This is a genomic window from Arthrobacter rhamnosi (assembly GCF_054510855.1).
In genome coordinates this window covers 215780-233161 of sequence record NZ_JBTNDT010000006.1, presented here as the reverse complement: position 1 = coordinate 233161, position 17382 = coordinate 215780, and the positions used below count along the sequence as shown (strand labels likewise).

Annotated in this window: 16 protein-coding genes; 1 reads left to right on the top strand and 15 read right to left on the bottom strand. The window is 69.5% G+C overall.

Going from position 1 to position 17382, the window contains the following annotated elements:
* Positions 1-12: 12 nt before the first annotated feature.
* The 12 genes from purM to ACX80I_RS13510 all read right to left on the bottom strand — a co-directional run bounded on the left by purM (position 13) and on the right by ACX80I_RS13510 (position 12693).
* Positions 13-1125, bottom strand: a complete 1113-nt coding sequence (gene purM / locus ACX80I_RS13565) for a phosphoribosylformylglycinamidine cyclo-ligase (protein WP_459345642.1) — start codon at positions 1123-1125, stop codon at positions 13-15.
* Positions 1122-2681: an amidophosphoribosyltransferase gene (gene purF / locus ACX80I_RS13560; protein WP_459345641.1), complete on the bottom strand. Its 1560-nt coding sequence runs from the start codon at positions 2679-2681 to the stop codon at positions 1122-1124. Before purF ends, purM begins: the two co-directional genes overlap by 4 nt.
* Before the next feature lie 123 nt (positions 2682-2804).
* Positions 2805-3281 carry a hypothetical protein gene (locus tag ACX80I_RS13555; protein WP_459345640.1) on the bottom strand — a complete coding sequence of 159 codons (477 nt, stop codon included), beginning with the start codon at positions 3279-3281 and terminating at the stop codon, positions 2805-2807.
* Positions 3282-3300: 19 nt separating this feature from the next.
* The gene (locus ACX80I_RS13550) at positions 3301-4836 is read right to left on the bottom strand and encodes a DUF2079 domain-containing protein (protein WP_459345639.1); all 1536 of its coding nucleotides are present in this window, start codon (positions 4834-4836) and stop codon (positions 3301-3303) included.
* Positions 4833-5198 (bottom strand): sterol carrier family protein, encoded by a 366-nt coding sequence (locus tag ACX80I_RS13545; protein WP_459345638.1) that lies wholly within the window; start codon positions 5196-5198, stop codon positions 4833-4835. Before ACX80I_RS13545 ends, ACX80I_RS13550 begins: the two co-directional genes overlap by 4 nt.
* A gap of 9 nt (positions 5199-5207) precedes the next feature.
* A complete protein-coding gene (locus tag ACX80I_RS13540) occupies positions 5208-6212 on the bottom strand; it encodes an asparaginase (protein ID WP_459345637.1) in 1005 nt (334 codons plus the stop codon).
* 96 nt (positions 6213-6308) lie between these two features.
* Positions 6309-7127, bottom strand: a complete 819-nt coding sequence (locus ACX80I_RS13535) for an HpcH/HpaI aldolase family protein (protein ID WP_459345636.1) — start codon at positions 7125-7127, stop codon at positions 6309-6311.
* Positions 7112-7897: a 2-oxo-hept-4-ene-1,7-dioate hydratase gene (gene hpaH / locus ACX80I_RS13530; protein ID WP_459345635.1), complete on the bottom strand. Its 786-nt coding sequence runs from the start codon at positions 7895-7897 to the stop codon at positions 7112-7114. The genes ACX80I_RS13535 and hpaH overlap by 16 nt, the downstream gene beginning before the upstream one ends.
* A gap of 2 nt (positions 7898-7899) precedes the next feature.
* Entirely contained in the window at positions 7900-8979 is a 1080-nt protein-coding gene (gene hpaD / locus ACX80I_RS13525) for a 3,4-dihydroxyphenylacetate 2,3-dioxygenase (protein ID WP_459345634.1), read from the bottom strand.
* Between the two features lie 39 nt (positions 8980-9018).
* On the bottom strand, positions 9019-10557 hold the full coding sequence (hpaE, locus tag ACX80I_RS13520; RefSeq protein WP_459345633.1) for a 5-carboxymethyl-2-hydroxymuconate semialdehyde dehydrogenase: 1539 nt from the start codon (positions 10555-10557) through the stop codon (positions 9019-9021).
* Complete coding sequence (locus tag ACX80I_RS13515) at positions 10554-11240, bottom strand: GntR family transcriptional regulator (RefSeq protein WP_459345632.1); 687 nt, start codon at positions 11238-11240, stop codon at positions 10554-10556. The genes hpaE and ACX80I_RS13515 overlap by 4 nt, the downstream gene beginning before the upstream one ends.
* The gene (locus ACX80I_RS13510) at positions 11233-12693 is read right to left on the bottom strand and encodes a fumarylacetoacetate hydrolase family protein (RefSeq protein WP_459345631.1); all 1461 of its coding nucleotides are present in this window, start codon (positions 12691-12693) and stop codon (positions 11233-11235) included. Before ACX80I_RS13510 ends, ACX80I_RS13515 begins: the two co-directional genes overlap by 8 nt.
* 211 nt (positions 12694-12904) lie before the next feature.
* On the opposite strand from ACX80I_RS13510, the gene ACX80I_RS13505 reads away from it, so the two are divergent.
* Positions 12905-14818 (top strand): FAD-binding monooxygenase, encoded by a 1914-nt coding sequence (locus tag ACX80I_RS13505; RefSeq protein WP_459345630.1) that lies wholly within the window; start codon positions 12905-12907, stop codon positions 14816-14818.
* A gap of 34 nt (positions 14819-14852) precedes the next feature.
* Here the strand turns inward: ACX80I_RS13505 and ACX80I_RS13500 are convergent, their stop codons facing one another.
* The 3 genes from ACX80I_RS13500 to paaD are packed head-to-tail and all read right to left on the bottom strand — an operon-like array spanning position 14853 to position 17380.
* On the bottom strand, positions 14853-15629 hold the full coding sequence (locus tag ACX80I_RS13500; protein WP_459345629.1) for an enoyl-CoA hydratase/isomerase family protein: 777 nt from the start codon (positions 15627-15629) through the stop codon (positions 14853-14855).
* A gap of 48 nt (positions 15630-15677) precedes the next feature.
* Positions 15678-16841 (bottom strand): 1,2-phenylacetyl-CoA epoxidase subunit PaaE, encoded by a 1164-nt coding sequence (gene paaE, locus ACX80I_RS13495; RefSeq protein WP_459345628.1) that lies wholly within the window; start codon positions 16839-16841, stop codon positions 15678-15680.
* Positions 16841-17380 (bottom strand): 1,2-phenylacetyl-CoA epoxidase subunit PaaD, encoded by a 540-nt coding sequence (gene paaD, locus ACX80I_RS13490; protein WP_459345627.1) that lies wholly within the window; start codon positions 17378-17380, stop codon positions 16841-16843. The genes paaE and paaD overlap by 1 nt, the downstream gene beginning before the upstream one ends.
* Positions 17381-17382 lie beyond the last annotated feature (2 nt).

Here is a 17382-nt window from a genome sequence, read left to right as displayed (position 1 = left end):
CGGACCGCCCGGTCAGGCGTAGGCGCCGAGCAGCCGCACGGATCCGCCGTCGACGCCCTTGGCGCCCTGCACGTAGTCGGGCCCGTCGGTGCTGCCGTTGCCCGCGGCCCGCACGCTGCCCATCACCCAGGACGGCACGCCGGCCGCATTCAGCTGGGCGAGGGCGGCATCCGCGCCGCCGGCTCCGACGATCGCGATCATGCCGACGCCGAGGTTGAGGGTGCGCTCGAGGTCCGGCAGGGGCACGGAACCGAGCTGCGAGACGAGCGTGAAGATCGGCGGAAGCTCCCACGTGGAGCGGTCGACGGTCGCTTCGAGCCCGCGGGGGAGCACCCGGGCGAGGTTCGCCGCGAGCCCGCCGCCGGTGACGTGGCTGAAGCCGTGCACCTGCGCTGCGTCCGTGCGGGCCAGCGCGAGGCAGTCGGAGGCGTAGATGCGCGTCGGCTCGAGGAGCTCCTCGCCGAGGGTCCGCCCGAGTTCGGAGACCTGGCGGTCGAGGGCCCAGCCGGCCTGGTTGATGACCCGGCGCACCAGCGAGTAGCCGTTGGAATGGAGGCCCGAGGACGCCATCCCGATCACGACGTCGCCCTCGCGGACGCGCTCGGGACCGAGGACCCGGTCGGCTTCGACGACGCCGGTGGCGGCGCCCGCCACGTCGTACTCGTGCTCACCCAGCAGACCCGGGTGTTCCGCGGTCTCACCGCCGACCAGTGCGGTGCCGGCGGCCGAGCAGCCGGCCGCGATGCCGCGGACGATGTCCGCGATGCGCTCGGGGACCACCTTCCCGCACGCGATGTAGTCGGTCATGAAGAGCGGCTCCGCGCCGACCACCACGATGTCGTCGACGACCATGCCCACCAGGTCGAACCCGATGGTGTCGTGGATGTCCATCGCCTGCGCGATGGCGACCTTGGTGCCCACGCCGTCGGTCGACGTCGCGAGGAGCGGCCGCGTGTAGGTGAGGAGGCGGGACACGTCGTAGAGCCCGGCGAAACCGCCCACCCCGCCGAGGACCTGCTGGCCGTGCGTCGCGCGCACGGCGTCCTTCATGAGCTCGACGGCGCGGTCACCCGCTTCGACGTCCACTCCTGCGCTGGCATACGTGATGGGGTTGGACGCGCTCATACCCGCTCTTTCTTGTCTTCGTCGGTCAGTACGGCTTCGAATTCGGCGTCCGGCCCCGGATCGCATCCCGTGGCCCCGGACTTCTCGGCAGGATTGGTGCGCTCGAGCAGGTTCTTGCCGAGACGGTCGTCGTCGGGCAGTTCGATGGGGTACGTCCCGGTGAAGCACGCCGTGCAGAGGCGCTCGCGGGGCTGCTGCGTCGCGTCGATCATGCCGTCCTCGGAGATGTACGCGAGGCTGTCGGCGCCGATGGACTTGCTGATCTCGTCGATCGCGGCACCATTGGCGATCAGCTCGGCGCGCGAGGCGAAGTCGATGCCGTAGAAGCAGGGCCAGCGCACCGGCGGCGAGGAGATCTTGACGTGGACCTCGGCCGCCCCCGCCTCGCGCAGCATGCGGACGACGGCGCGCTGGGTGTTTCCGCGGACGATCGAGTCGTCGACCACGATGATGCGCTTGCCGCGGATGACCGATTCGAGCGCATTGAGCTTGAGCCGGATGCCGAGCTGGCGCAGGGTCTGGCTGGGCTGGATGAAGGTGCGGCCCACGTAGGCGTTCTTCACGAAACCGTGGGCGAAGGGGATCCCCGACTCCTCGGCGAATCCGACGGCGGCCGGCGTCCCGGACTCCGGGACAGGGATCACGATGTCCGCCGCGGCCGCGTTCTCGCGGGCCAGCTGGCGGCCCATCTCGACGCGCGACTCGTACACCGAGCGCCCGGCGATCGCGGCGTCGGGCCGGGCCAGGTACACGTATTCGAAGACGCAGCCCGCGGCGGTCGTCTGTGCGAAGCGGCTGCTGCGCACGCCGTCCTCGTCGATGGCGATGAACTCGCCGGGCTCGATCTCGCGGATGTAGCTCGCACCGACCGTGGCGAGGGCTGCCTGCTCGGAGGCGACGACCCAGCCGCGCTCGAGGCGGCCGAGGACGAGGGGACGGACACCGTAGGCGTCGCGCGCGGCGTAGAGGGTGCCCTCGTCCATGAAGACGAAGCAGAAGGCGCCGCGGATGCTCGGCAGCAGGTCCATGGCCGTCTGCTCCAGCGAGCGGCCGTCGTTCCCGGCGAGCAGCGCGGTCACGAGGGCGGTGTCGGTGGTGTTGCCCTGTGCGAGTTCTCCCGCACGGGGCTTGCCGTGGCGGTCGAGGACCATCTGGTACAGCTCGGCGGAGTTCGTGAGGTTGCCGTTGTGCGCGAGGGCGACGGTGCCGGCCGCGGTGGCTCCGAGCGTGGGCTGGGCATTGGCCCAGTGGGAGGACCCGGTGGTGGAGTAACGGCAGTGCCCGACGGCGATGTGGCCGGTCAGGGTGTTGAGCGTCGCCTCGTCGAAGACCTGGGACACCAGGCCCATGTCCTTGTAGACGTTGATCCGGTGGCCGTCGCTGGTGGCGATACCCGCCGATTCCTGCCCGCGGTGCTGCAATGCGTACAGGCCGTAGTAGGTGAGCTTGGCGACCTCCTCACCGGGCGCCCAGACGCCGAAAACACCGCAGGCATCCTGGGGTCCTTTTTCGCCGGGAAGAAGATCATGGGAGAGTTGTCCGTCGCCGCGCACCATGCGCCTATTCTCTCACGGCACGCAATGCCGCCGCGCGAAGGAAAGCCGGCGCAGGGCATACCTCCGCGGGGTGAGGCGTGCGGCGTGCGTGCCGGTGTTCCGCCCCGGCCCTCCGGGTGCCGGTCAAGCCACGCCGTCGTCGTAGGTGCGCTCCGCACGGGCACGTTCGGCCCGCTTCACGCTCCGCCGGTCGAAGACCAGCACGAGCAGCGCCGCGAGGATCAGGCCCGGGATGGCGAAGGCCACGGTGAAGAAACCGAGGATGGACTCACGGGTGAGCGTGGGATCGGCCGGGCCCGTGTAGGCGAGCACCAGTGCAGCGAGGAAACCGAGGATCGCACCGAGCATCATGAAGGGCACGAACTTCGGTGCCCTCCGGACCGTCACCTCGCGGTAGGCGGGAGCTTCTGCGGCCGCAGGCTCTGTACGAGCCCCGGCGGTGGGTGCGGCGGGAGCGGCAGGTTCGGAGTGGGCATCGCCGGGGCCCGGGGTCGCCGGATCCTCACGGTCGCCGGGGGCCCGCTGCCCGTCCGCCGGCACCGCGCCGTGGGTGTCGGGCTGCTCGGGAGGAGTGGTCGGCGAGTGCTGCTCGGAGGTCATGGTTTAAGGCTACCGGGCGTCAGGGACGCCGCTCGACGAGCTGGTAGCCCGCCTCGCCGAAGACGAGCGTGTAGTCGGTTCCGGGGTAGCGCTGCTCTGCGTGGGCCTCGGCGTCGCTCGGCCGGACGGCACCCCAGCTCCAGTCGTCCGCGTCGACGATGAGGTAGTCCGGTGCCGGGTTGGTGTTGCCGAGCCAGTACACGCGGGTGTCGGGGACGAGGTAGGCCATCAGCACCACCCCGCTCTCCACGGTCGATCCCTCCGGGATGAGGTCCATCATGCGGTGCGCGGCGTCCCAGCGCTCCGACTGCCGGTAGGTCTCCGGCTCCACGAGCACGGTGAACGTCTGCCCGGGCAACAGCACCAGGCAGGCTACGACGGCGGCGGGGATGCCGACCATGGCGGTGCTGCGCACCCAGCTCCGGCGGCTGGCCCGCAGTGTCTGCACGCCGTCCAGGAGGGCGAGGAAGAGCACGGGCATCAGCACGGCGCTGTAGTGCCACTCTGGCCCCCAGTAGCCTCCCTGGCTGGAGGCGAACCGCCACAGGAGGGTCGGGAGCAGCACCAGGCTCAACGAGGAGCGGAGGAACAGGAAACCGCCGGCGACCAGGAGCAGCAGGAGCGTCTCGTGCTTCGCCGTCCCGGAGACGAGGTCGACGACGGCGCCCACGGGGTCGGCGAGCATCGCACCCACGTCGATCCGGTCGGAATAGTCGTACTGCCCGGCGGAGTTCAGGGCCGGGAGGATCAACCGGACCGAGAGGATCAGCCACAGGAGTCCCCAGGCGGACAGCCAGAGCCCCGCGGGGGTGCGGAGGCGCCACGCGAGAACCAGCCCGAGGGCGATGACGGTGAGCCCGAGGTCCTCCTTGACGAAGACGAGCAGCCCGCCCCAGACGACGGCCGGCAGGATGCGGCGCCGCAGGACGGCCTCGAGGCTCAGTGCGAGGAGCGGGACGGCGAACGCGATCTCGTGGAACTGCGCAGCGACGGCCGACTGCAGCCCCCAGGACAGGGCGTAGGCGATGCCGAGCGCTATGCCGGTGACCGGACCGAGGGAGCGTGTGCCGGCCCGTGCCACGACGGCCACCGATAGGGCGAAGAGGAGGTCCTGCACCACCAGGAGAGTGAGGCCCGACGGCGCGACCGCGTACGCGGGCCCCAGCAGCACGAGCAGCGGATGGAAGTGGTCGCCCAGCAGGTTGAAGTCCTCGCCCTTGATGGGGACGATCGGCGCACCGAACCCGGCGTACGCCTTCGCCAGCTGCGTGAAGATCCCCAGGTCCCAGGACGGCGAGCTCAGCCGGTTCCACTGGGTGACGGAGAAGACGGTGTACAGGGCGGCCGCTGCGAGACCGGTCAGCCAGGCACCGAGGGGCTGCTCCCGGACGGCCCGGGCAGTGCGGACCGGGAGGGTGCTCAGGTGGCTGCCCAGGGGGTCCGCCCGGCGCCCGGTGGCGGGCCGCCCGTCTGGGGTAGCGGGCCTTCCGGCCGCGGTCGCGGCGCTCGGCCGCCCGCCCGGCCCCGCGGCGCCGGCCCTCCGGTCCGTGCTCACGTGCGGAGCCCGGCGAGGGGGAGCCAGGCGCTGAGGTCGGCGCGCTGCCCGGACGCAGCTACCTTGCCCGCTGCGACCGCCGACGGCCAGTCCGTGGTGCCCCTGACGAGGGCGAGCCACGTGGTGGCGTCCGTCTCGACGACGTTCGGCGGTGTGCCGCGGGTATGGCGGGGTCCTTCGACGCACTGCGTGACGCCGAAGGGCGGGACACGGACCTCGACGCTGTTGCCGGGAGCCAGCTCGGCGAGTTCCTCCAGCGTGAAGCGCACGGCCGTCGCGATCTCGTTCCGGCCGGCCGAACCGTCCGCCACCCGGGCCAGCGCCCGGCGACCGTCCTCGCCCGCGATGCGTCGTCGTGCCATGGTCCGTTCCTAGTCGAGCAGGGCCAGCACCGGGGCGGCGAGCCGCAGGCTGCCGACGGGGCGTCCGCCGCCGAGGATCGGGGGGACCACCTTCTCGAGGACGGTCCCCACCCTGTCGGCGTCGATGGCGCCGGACGCGGCGAGCAGGGTGAGGCCCACGAGGGTGGCGGCCCGGGAGTTGCCGTCGAGGACCTTCAGGGCCAGGGACGCTCCGGTGCGTGCGGCGAGGACGAGGACGCCTTCCGCCCCGCTCTTGGCGAGGACGCCGAGGTCCTCCATGACCACCGAGTTCTCCATGCCGTTGCCGTGGACGGCCCAGGGGTAGTCGAGCATCGCGGTGGCGATCGTCGCCGCCCGCGCGTCGGCGTGCTTGTCCGAGGGAGCCTTGGCGACCTTGCCGATGCCGCGGGCGAGCCCTGTCAGCGACAGGGCGGCGACGGGGGCGCCGCAGCCGTCGACGCCCCACGCCGCCACGGACTCCTCGGTGTACTCCTCGATGACCGAGGCCACCGAACGTTGGAGCGGGTGCGTGGGCTCGAGGTAGGTCGCGGTGTCCCAGCCGTTCTCGGTGCAGGCCCACAGGAAGGCCGCGTGCTTGCCCGAGCAGTTGAAGGCGATGCGCTGCTTGCCCTTGCCGCTGCGGACCAACTCGTTGCGGGCCTCCTCGTCCTGTGGCCAGTCCTCGGGGCACTGCAGGTCCTCCTCGGTGACGCCGGCGGCATCGAGCATGGTGCGGACCACGTCCATGTGCTCGCGGCTGGCGACATGGCTCGCAGTGGCGAGGGCCACCTGCGGGCCGCGCAGCGGCACACCGGCCTTCATGCTGGCGAGCGCCTGGAAGGGCTTGAGGGTGGAGCGGGGGAAGATCGGGCTGCTGATGTCCCCGAGTTCGGTCACCACGGAGCCGTCCGCCGCCAGGACGACGGCGGCACCGACGTGGCGGGACTCGATGAAGCCGTTGCGTTCGAGGACGGCGAAGTCGACGGCGTCAGCCGTCGTGAAAGTGGAGGGCATGGTCCCAGTATTCCCTACCGGCCGTCGACGTCGGTGCCCGGGCGGCGCGCGGATCCATGGCGTGGGACGCGGCGGCGGTGGTGCCAGGGAGGAGAGTCAGTGGCGGGCGGGGGAGGTACCGTCGTCAGCGCCGTCGACGGCGGGAGGGACGAAGGCGGCGGCGAGGGATTCGGACCCGCGGGCGAGGAGGGCGACGTCGGCGCCGACGAGGATGAAAGACGCCCCCTGGTCGAGGTAGTGATGGGCGGTGGCGGCGTTGAAGGCGTTGACGCCGGCCGGCTTTCCCACGTGGTGAGCTGCAATCAGGCACTGTTCGACGGCGGCGCGCACGTCGGGGTGTTCCTGCTGGCCGAGCAGGCCCATGGACGCGGCGAGGTCGGAGGGCCCGACGAAGATCGCGTCCACGCCGCCGACCGCGAGGATGTCCTCGACCGCGTCCACAGCGGCCACCGATTCGATCTGCACGGTGACGCTGATCGTCCCCGACGCGCGGGCGAGGTACTCCGGGATCCTGTTCCAGCGGGCTGCGCGGGCCAGTGCCGACCCCACGCCCCGGACCCCCTCGGGCGGGTAGCGGGTGGCAGCGACGGCGGCTTCGGCATCGGCGACGGTGTTGACCATGGGGATGAGCAGGTTCTGGATCCCGAGGTCGAGGTACTGCTTGATGAGGACGGTGTCATTGACCGGTGGCCGGACGAGGACCTGCGCCGGGTACCCGGAGACGGCCTGGAGCTGGGCGAGGATCGATTCGAGCCCGTTGGGGCTGTGCTCGGCGTCGACGAGCAGCCAGTCCAGTCCCGATCCGGCGCAGATCTCGGCGACGAGCGGGCTGCCCGAGCATACCCACATGCCGGCGAGCGGTCGGCCGGCAGCAGCCAGTGCCTCCGCGAAGGTGGGTCCTAGACGAAGCGGCATGTGACGGCTCCCAGGGGTCCGTAGTCGGCGTGGACGGTATCGCCCTCGTAGACCCACAGGGGTCGGGTGAAGGACCCGGCGAGGATGATGTCCCCGGCCTTCAGGCCATCGCCGTGGGGGGCGATCTTGTTCGCGAGCCAGTGCACGCCCGCGGCGGGATGGCCGAGCACCCCCGCTGCTACGCCGGTCTCCTCGACGATCTGGTTCTTGTAGAGGATGGCGGACACCCAGCGGAGGTCGACGGCGTCGGGCCGCACCGGCCTGCCGCCGACCACCATGGCACCCATGGCCGCGTTGTCGGAGATGGTGTCCACGATCGTCCGGCCCTCCATCTCGATCCGCGAGTCCAGGATCTCCAGGGCCGGCACGACGTAGTCGGTGGCGGTGAGGACATCGAAGATCGTGCAGCCCGGACCGGTGAGATCGGCTTTCAGCACGAACGCGAGCTCCACCTCCACACGAGGGTGCGTGTACGCATCCCACGCCACCGAGCACCCGGTCTCGAGGACCATGTCGTCGAAGATCGCGCCGTAGTCCGGCTCCGTGATGCCCGTGGCCGCCTGCATCGCCCTGCTCGTGAGGCCGATCTTCCGTCCCACGAGCGTGCGGCCGGCGTCTTCGTTGCGTTGCCGCCACAACCGCTGGACGGCGTAGGAATCCTCCACCGTCATGTCCGGGTAGCGGGCGGTCAGCAGTGGGACAGGAACCCGGCTCCGGCCGGCCGCCAGCAGCTCATCGGCAATGGATTCGATCGTCGTGTCGTCCAGCATGGCTACAGCTGCGTCCCGAGCTTGAAGCTCTCGGCTGACGCGTCGCCGTCCTTGCGGGTGTAGGAGAAGCCGTCAGCACCGACGGTCACTGCCTGCTCGCTCTTATCCTCCCGCTCGATGACGGTCTGGGGGTTCCCGTCGAGGTCCAGGACGAGGGACGCCTCGGTGTACCAGGACGGCACGACGGCGTTGCCCCACCAGTCGCGGCGCTGGTTGTCGTGCACGTCCCAGGTGATGGTCGGGTTGTCCGGGTCTCCCGTGTAGTAGTCCTGCGTGTAGATCTCGATGCGGTGACCGTCGGGATCGAGGATGTAGAGGTAGAAGGCGTTGGAGACGCCGTGGCGTCCGGGTCCGCGCTCGATGCGGTCGCTGATGCGCAGGGCGCCCATCTTGTCGCAGATCTGGATGATGTTGTGCTTCTCGTGGGTGGCGAACGCGACGTGGTGCATGCGCGGTCCGTTGCCGCCGGTGAGCGCGGTGTCGTGGACGGTCTGCTTGCGGTGCATCCATGCGGCGTAGGTGACGCCGTCGGAGTCTTGGATGTCCTCCGAGACGCGGAAGCCGAGGTCCTCGAGGTACGCCCGGCCGCGCGGCACGTCAGGGGTGACCTGGTTGAAGTGGTCCAGGCGCACCAGTTCACCCGCGGAGTAGAGGTCGTAGCGCTGGGTGAGGCGTTCGACGTGCTGCACGTCGTAGAAGAACTCGTAAGGGAAGCCCAGCGGGTCCTCGACGCGCACGGAATCCCCGACGCCCTTGGTGAAGCCGTCGGGTCGGCGTTCGGTGCGGCAGCCCAGCTCCGTGTAGTACGCCTCGGCGGCGTCGACCTCCGCCGGTGACCTCACACGGTAGGCCAGGGCGGCGACGGCGGCCACGGGTCCCTTGCGGAGCACGAGGTTGTGGTGGATGAACTCCTCCAGCGACCGGAGATAGATCGCGTTCCCGTCCTCCTCGGTGACGTGCAGGCCGAGGACGTCGACGTAGAACTCGCGCGATTGCGCGAGGTCGGTGACCACGATCTCCATGTAGGCGCAGCGGACGATGTCCGGGGCGGGGAGGGAGGGGGTGGGGACGAAATCAGTCATCGGTCGTCTCTTCTTCGAGCAGGGATGGGGTGGAAGGACTCAGCCCTCGTTGGCAGCGGAGTCCTTGGCGTTGCCGAACTTCGGTGTGTGGACGGTGCCGAGGGTGATGTGCACGGCCTGCTGGTCGGTGTAGAAGTCGATGGAGCGGTAGCCGCCCTCGTGGCCGAGCCCGGAGGCCTTGACGCCGCCGAAGGGGGTGCGGAGGTCGCGGACGTTGTGGCTGTTCAGCCACACCATCCCCGCTTCGACGTCGGAGGAGAAGGTGTGGGCACGGGTCAGGTTCTGCGTCCAGATGTACGCGGCGAGTCCGTAGCGTGTGTTGTTGGCGAGGTCCAGGGCTTCGTCGTCGTCGTCGAACGGCGTGATGGTGACGACGGGGCCGAAGATCTCCTCCTGGAAGATCCGCGCATCGGGCGCCACATCGGCGAAGACGGTCGGGGCGATGTAGTTGCCGTGCGGAAGATGGTCGGGACGGCCGCCGCCCGCCAGGAGGCGACCTTCGGTCTTGCCGATCTCCACGTAGGACGCGACCTTGTCGTAGTGCTCGGGGTGGACGAGGGCACCGACCTCGGTGTTCGGGTCGTGCGGGTCGCCGACGACGATGGTCTTCGCCCTCGCTGCGTATTTCCCGCAGAACTCGTCGTAGACCGGGCGTTCGACGAGGATGCGGGAGCCGGCGGTGCAGCGTTCGCCATTGAGGGAGAACACCCCGAAGAGGGCCGAATCGATGGCGGCGTCGAGGTCCGCGTCGGCGAAGACGACGCACGGGGACTTGCCGCCGAGTTCCATCGAGAGTCCCTTGAGGTTCGCTGCGGCGTTCCGGAAGATCGTCCGGCCGGTGGTGGTCTCGCCCGTGAAGGAGATGAGCGGCACGTCGGGGTGCTTCACGAGCGCGTCGCCGGCTTCCTCGCCGAGTCCGTGAACGAGGTTGAACACGCCGTCGGGCAGGCCGGCGTCCTGGAAGATCTGCGCCCAGAGCGATGCCGAGAGGGGCGTGAATTCGGCGGGCTTCAGGACCACGGTGTTGCCGGTCGCCAGGGCGGGAGCGAGCTTCCAGGACTCCAGCATGAAGGGCGTGTTCCAGGGAGTGATGAGCCCGGCGACACCGATGGGCTTGCGGTTCACGTAGTTGAGCTGCGTCCCGGGCACCTTCATGGCGTCGTCGAACTGGGCGACGATGAGATCCGCGAAGAAGCGGAAGTTCTCCGCCGCGCGGAGCGCCTGGCCCCTGGCCTGCGTGATGGGCAGCCCGGTGTCGAAGGTCTCGAGCTCGGCGAGCCGTTCCTCCTGGGCCTCGACGGCGTCGGCGATCCGGTTGAGGACGCGGGCGCGCTCACGGGCCTTCATCCTCGGCCAGGGCCCGTTCCTGAAGGCCGCCCGTGCTGCCGCTACCGCGAGGTCGATGTCCTCCTTCTGCCCGGCCGCGGCTGTGGCGTAGGTCGTGTTGGACACCGGGTCGAGGACGTCGAACGTCGTCCCTCCGATCGAGTCGACGAACCTGCCCCCGATGTAGTGCTGGATGGACGAGGGCAGGCTCTCGGGCACGTAGTGCCGGACGGCTGCGGCAGGGCTGGTCATGGTGTGTCCTTCCGGGAATCGGCGCCCGTCCGAGCGAGGTAGGCGTCGAGGGTGGCACTGCGGTGGAGGCGGGCGGCGCGTTCTATCTCGGCGGCGTCTGCCCCGGACTCGATGAGCCGGAGGAGTGCCTCGTGTTCGTCGACGGACTCGTGGGCGCGTCCGGGAACGAAGCGGAAGGTCGAGGAGCGCAGGGAGGCGAGGCGCGCCCAGCCGCGATGGACGAGGTCCAGCATGTGCGGGTTCGGGCAATTCTCGAACAGGACGCTGTGGAAATCCTGGTTCAGACGGGTGAAGCGCACGGGGTCGAAGTGCTGCAGGCAGTCGCGCATGTCGTCATTGACGGCGCGGGCCCGCGCGATGTCAGCGGGACTGATCAGGGGAATGGACAGGGCGGTTGCCGCGCCCTCGATGATGCTGAGGGTCTGCATCGCATAGAGGTACTCGGTGGGGTCGATGCCCGCGACCGTCGCACCGACGTTGCGTTGGAAGGTCACGAGACCTTCCGCCTCGAGCCTCCGGATCGCCTCGCGGACGGGTACTACGCTGACCCCGAGGTCCTCGGCGATCCTGGCGAGGACCAGGCGGAAGCCGGGGGAGTACGTACCGTCGGCGATGCGCGCCTTCAGGGAGTTGTAGGCCCGCTCTGACTTGCTGCTGCTCGTGGCCGTTCCTGCATCACGCATGGTCGGTCTTCTGTTCCTCATAGCGGGCCCGCCATGCTGCGTTCATGGGGTAGAGCCCCTCCACCCCGTGCCCTTCGCGGATCATGTCGGCGATGAAGACCTCCTCGTGTTCCTGTGCCAGGGAGTCGTCGGCGAGTTCCTCCGCGAGGGCAGGGGGGATGACGAGGATGCCGTCGGCGTCGGCGACGATGATGTCGCCGGGCTGGACGGTGGCGCCGCCGCAGGCGATGGTGATGTCCGTGTCCCACGGGATGTGGCGGCGCCCGAGGACGGCCGGGTGGGGGTTGGCGTAGTAGGCGGGCATGTCCATGGCCGAGACGGCGGCGACGTCGCGGATGCCGCCGTCGGTGACGATGGCCGCGGCACCGCGCACCTGCGCCCGGAGGGCCAGGATGTCGCCGATGGTGCCGGTTCCCTTCTCCCCGCGTGCTTCCATGACGAGGATCTCGCCCGCGTCGATGGAGTCGATGGCCCGTTTCTGGGCGTTGTAACCGCCGCCGTATTCCGTGAAGAGGTCCTCCCTGTTCGGGACGTAGCGCAGCGTACGGGCCAGGCCGACCACGCGGCGGTCGGGGCGGGTCGATGTGAGGCCGTCGATGCTGACGTTGTTCAGGCCACGCTTGCGCAGCTGGGAGGACAGCGTCGCCGTGGCGACTGCTTCGAGCTTCTTCTTCAGGTCAGGGGTCAGGACCGACGGGCGCGGGGAGAGCCCTGCTGCTTCCCGGGATCCGTAGGCTTCCTCACGCTGCACGTCGTCGGTCTTCGGCTGCGCGCCGAGATCCGCGAAGGGAACGGTTCCGTCCGTCACGCTGGTGACGAGGCGGCCGGTGGTGAGTCCGCCGCCGATCTCCGTGACCTCGACCTCGAGTGTGTCGCCCGGAACCGCGACCGACGCTCCCGCCGGCGTGCCGGTGAGGATGATGTCACCGGTCTCGAGCGTCAGGAGCTGGGACAGGTCGGCGATGAGCCGCGCGAACGGGAACAGCAGGTGTGCGGTGGTGTCGTCCTGTACCAGGACACCGTTGTGCCAGGTGCGGACGCGGAGGCCGGCAGGATCGACGCCGTCGGCCGGGATCAATCCCGGTCCCACCGGCGTGAATCCGTCGCCGCCCTTGGACCGGAGGTTCGAGCCCCTGTCCGCGTGGCGGAGGTCGTAGACGCCGAGGTCGTTGCTCGCCGTCACCCATGCCACGTGGTTCCAGGCGTCCGGAAGGGGTACGCGCCGGGCCGGTGGTCCGATCACCAGCGCTATCTCGCCCTCGAAGCCGAGCAGTTCGCAGCCCGCAGGCCGTTCCACCGTGCGGTTCGTGAGGGCGAGGGACGACGACGGCTTCAGGAAGTAGGACGGCTGCTCGGGGACGCGACCCCGCTGGGCAGCGCGGCTGGGGTAGTTGAGGTGGACCGCGATGACCTTGCGGGCCGTAGCCAGCATTTCCTGCGCCACTTCCTGCATAGTCCGCTCCTTCGGGGACTCATCAGATATGAAATCGTATACGGACCCTAGGTCGGGACGACGCCGCCGTCAAGGGTCCCTCCGAAGGGGGAAGGGCACCCGCTGTTGCCTGCGCTCCTCTTCGGAATTAGCGTTCAGGTGCAACAGTAGAACGAGTAGTTCGGACATCGAGCACGACCAGCGTGGCATCACGACGAAGTGAGGAAAGCCCGTGCAATTCCACCACCATGGTTACGTCTCCGGTGATCCCCGTACCCGGCCCGCAGCAGGGGTCGGAGTGGAGCGGCCTGCAGATCTTCCGAACGACGTCGACGTCCTGATCGTCGGCACCGGGCCGGCCGGCATGATCACAGCCGCGCAGCTCTCGCAGTTCCCGGGCATCACCACGCGGATTGTCGAACGTCGACCTGAACGGCTGGCCATCGGTCAGGCCGACGGCATCCAGGCCCGGAGCGTCGAGACGTTCCAGGCGTTCGGGTTCGCCCAGCGGATCACCGAGGAGGCCTACCGGATCGTCGAGATGGCCTTTTGGAAGCCGGACGCGAAGGATCCCTCGCGCATCGTCCGGACGGCCCGCCCCGAGGACGATCCGACGGGCATCAGCGAGTTCCCCCACCTCATCGTCAACCAGGCGCGGGTCCTGGACTACTTCGCCGAATTCATGAAGAACTCCCCGACCCGGATGGAGCCCGACTACGGGTACGAATTCGTCCGGCTTCAGGTCGATGACGACGCCGAGTACCCGGTGACGGTGACGCTCGTCGGGACGGCGGGGGAGCGGCAGGGACAGGAGCGCGTCGTCCGGGCGAAGTACGTGGTGGGGGCCGACGGTGCCCGCAGCAAGGTCCGCCAGGCGATCGGCTGCACGCTCGCCGGGGACAAGGCCAACCACGCCTGGGGTGTCATGGACGTCCTCGCCGTCACCGATTTTCCCGACATCCGGCGAAAGTGCGCCATCCAGTCCGGGAACGGTGGCAGCATTCTGCTGATCCCCCGCGAGGGCGGACATCTCTTCCGCATGTACGTCGACCTCGGCGAAACGGACCCGCACGACAACGGCGCCGTCCGGCGCACGACCATCGAGCAGATCATCGCCAAGGCCAATGCCATCCTCAGCCCCTACCGGCTGGACGTGCGCGACGTCCCCTGGCACAGCGTCTACGAGGTGGGGCACCGCCTGACCGATCGATTCGACGACGTCCTCCCCGCTGACATCGGTACCCGGACGCCGCGCGTGTTCATCACGGGGGACGCCTGCCACACGCACAGCGCGAAGGCCGGTCAGGGGATGAACGTCTCCATGCAGGACGGCTTCAATATCGGCTGGAAGCTCGGCCACGTGCTCGAGGGCCGCAGCCCGGAGAGCCTGCTGGCGACCTACTCGGCCGAGCGCCAGGTCGTGGCGAAGAACCTCATCGATTTCGACAGGCAGTGGTCCACCCTCATGGCCAGGAAGCCGGAAGAGTTCGACGACCCCTCCGAGCTCGAGCATTTCTACGTCCGGACACAGGAGTTCCCGGCGGGCTTCATGACGCAGTACCAGCCCTCCATGCTCATCGCGGAACCGGTGCACCAGGATCTCGCGCGGGGCTTCCCGATCGGCAAGCGGTTCAAGTCCGCCCCCGTCGTGCGGGTCTGTGACGGCATCCCGATGCACCTCGGACACCATGCGGTTGCCGACGGGCGGTGGCGTATCTACGTCTTCGCGGATGGGGCGGCAGCGGGCGCTTCGTCCACGACGGCCGGGTTCGCCGACTGGCTCATGACGGCACCCGGATCGCCCCTGGCTGCCACGCCGGAAGGCGCGGACGCGGACGCGTGGTTCGACGTGAAAGTGGTCTACCAGCAGGACCACACAAAGGTGGACCTAAGCGTGGTGCCGGTTGCCTTCAAGCCGGCGGTCGGGCCCTTCGGGCTCACCGACTACGAGAAGGTCTATGCGACGGATCCGGCTGCGGACATCTTCGACCTCCGTCGGCTCGACCGTTCCGGGGTGGTGGTCGTGGTCCGCCCCGACCAGTATGTCGCCGCCGTGGCTCCCCTCGACGCTACCGGCGAGCTCGAGCAGTTCTTCGCGGGCCTCCGCTCGCGCGGAACAGCCCGCCACCTGGGGGAGGTCCGGTGAGCGGCGAGACTTCGGGTACGGCAGCGGCGGGTCCCTACAGCTGGCCTCCGGTGAAGCGCGGTATCCGCTTCTGCTGGAACGCTGCGAAGCCCTCGGCGTAGTCGGCGCTGCCGCAGAGCCGGCCCTGCACGCGGTTCTCGTGCTCGAGCGACTCCCACAGTCCCAGCCGCTGGTCGCGGATCTGGGCCACGAGTTCGCGCGATGCGAGGAAGGCCTGTGTGGGCCCGTCGGCCACTGCTGCCGCCCTGGCACGGGTGAACTCGAGCAACTCGTCTGCTGCAAGGGATCGGCTGAAGAGGCCGGAGCGTACTGCTTCGGCTCCGGTCATGAGGTCGGCGGTGTAGATCAGGTCCAGTGCGCGGTGGGCGCCGAGCCGCTCGGTGAACAGCGCGTGCCCACCGGAGTCGAGGGTGGCACCGAGCCGTGCGAAGGGGGACCCGATTTTCGCCGTGTCCGCGACGTACACGACGTCGGTGGCGATGGCCAGGCCCAGTCCCAGCCCGAGGCAGGCGCCCTGGACCGCGGCGAAGGTGGGGGCGGGAAAGCTGCTCATGGCGCGCAGCAGGGGGGTGACCTGCTCCGCGAGGAACCCGTAGGCGTCGTCGACCGCCGGGTCGACGGCGGAGATGTCCCGGCCGGCGCAGAAGCCGCGGCCCTCGCCCCGCAGGATCAGGGCCCGCACTCCGGCCCGTCCGGCCTCGGCGTACGCGTCGCCGAGTTCCTCGAGGGCCGCCTCGTCGAGGGAGTTCATCCGGTCCGGCGCGTTCAGCACCACTTCGGCCACGGGCCCGTGGATCAGCAGGTCGATCATGGTCGCTCCTTCGCAACGGAGCCGGAGACAGAGGGCCCGGCATGGCGTTCAGGCATCGAAGTCGACCACGAGCTGATCGGACGTCGGCCGGGTCTGGCAGGTGAGGACGAAGCCGTTGTCGACTTCGTCCTTCTCCAGGGCGTAGTTCTCCTCCATGACGAAATCGCCGGAGACGACCCTGGCCCTGCAGGTGCCGCAGACGCCGCCGGCGCAGGCGAACGGCACGTCGGGGCGGACGCGCAGCGCGGCGTTCAGCACGGTCTCGCGGGCACTCCTCGGCGACTCGACGACGCCGGAGAGTCCGTCGAGGGTGAAGGTGATGCCGTAGTTCTCGCCGGCGGGGTCTGCTTCGACGCGACGGCCCTGCTGGCCCTCCGGGCTCCCGGGCTTACCCGTGGTGAAGAGTTCGAAACGGATCTTCTCCTCGGGGACGCCGCGCTCCGCGAGACTGTCGCGGCAGAGCTGGACGAGTTCGAACGGCCCACAGAGGAACCACTCGTCGGTGCGGTCCACCTGCACCACCTCGTCGAGGATGGCGTCGAGCTTGTTCCCGTCGATGCGCCCGGACATCAGGGGGCTGATGCGCTGCTCGCGGGAGAGGACGTGGTGGACGGCGAGCCGGGAGGGGTATTTGTCCTTCAGGTCGCCGAGCTCCTCGGCGAACATGACGTCGATCGCCGAGCGGTTGGCGTACACGAGGTCGAAGGTCGAGGAGTCGGAGGCACGCAGCACGGCCTTGGCGATGGCCATGATCGGTGTGATGCCGGAACCCGCGGCGAAGGCCACGAGGTGCACGGAGGCGTTGAGGGCGATCTGCTCGGCGGCAAGCTCCTCCGCGTTGTTCATCGTGGTGAGCCCGAGCCTGGGGGTGAACGCCCCCTGGGGGTTCATGACATCGAGCCGGTCACCGGCCCTGAGGGACTCGTTGGCCCAGGAGGAGAACACTCCGCCGAGGTCCTGCTTGATGGCGACCCGGATCTCCCCGGGAACAGGTTCGGCACAGAGGGAGTAGGAGCGGCGTACCTCGTGCCCGTCGATCATCGCGCGGAGGGCGACGTACTGGCCCGGAAGGTAGTTGTAGTCACGAACGAGCTCGGGGGGTACGGCGAAGGCCACCTCGACCGAATCGGAGGTGAGTCTGCGGACCTGGGTCACCTCGAGGGTGTTGAACGTGGCCCGGCGCCTGGTCGGCCCGGTGAGGGTATCGGGCATCAGTGGACCTTGAAGTAGTCGAAGGGCTCCAGGCAGTCGTTACAGACGTGGAGGGCTTTGCAGGCCGTGGATCCGAAGCGCGTCATCTCGCGGGTGTCGAGCGAGTGGCAGCGCGGGCACTTGACGGTCAGGCCGAGGCGGACGGGTCCGACGGCGGCCGTTCCCGTGGGTGGCGCGATGCCGTACTCGTCGAGCTTCCGGCGGCCCTCGGCGCTCATCCAGTCCGTGGTCCAGGCCGGCTGCAGGACGACTTCGATCCGGACGTCGTCGTACCCGGCGGCGTTCAGGGCCCGGGTCACCTCGGTGCTGATCGTCTCCATGGCGGGACACCCGGAATACGTGGGTGTGATGACGACGACGGCGCGGCCGCCGTCGATCCGTGCATTCCGGAGGATCCCGAGGTCGGCGATGGACAGGACGGGCACCTCCGGATCGTCGACGGTGGCGGCTATGTCCCACACCCGCCCTGCGTCGTCGGACGTGGGCCGCAGCTCCTGTCCCGTGGGGTACGTCGTGTCGCTGTGCTGCTCCTGGGTCATGG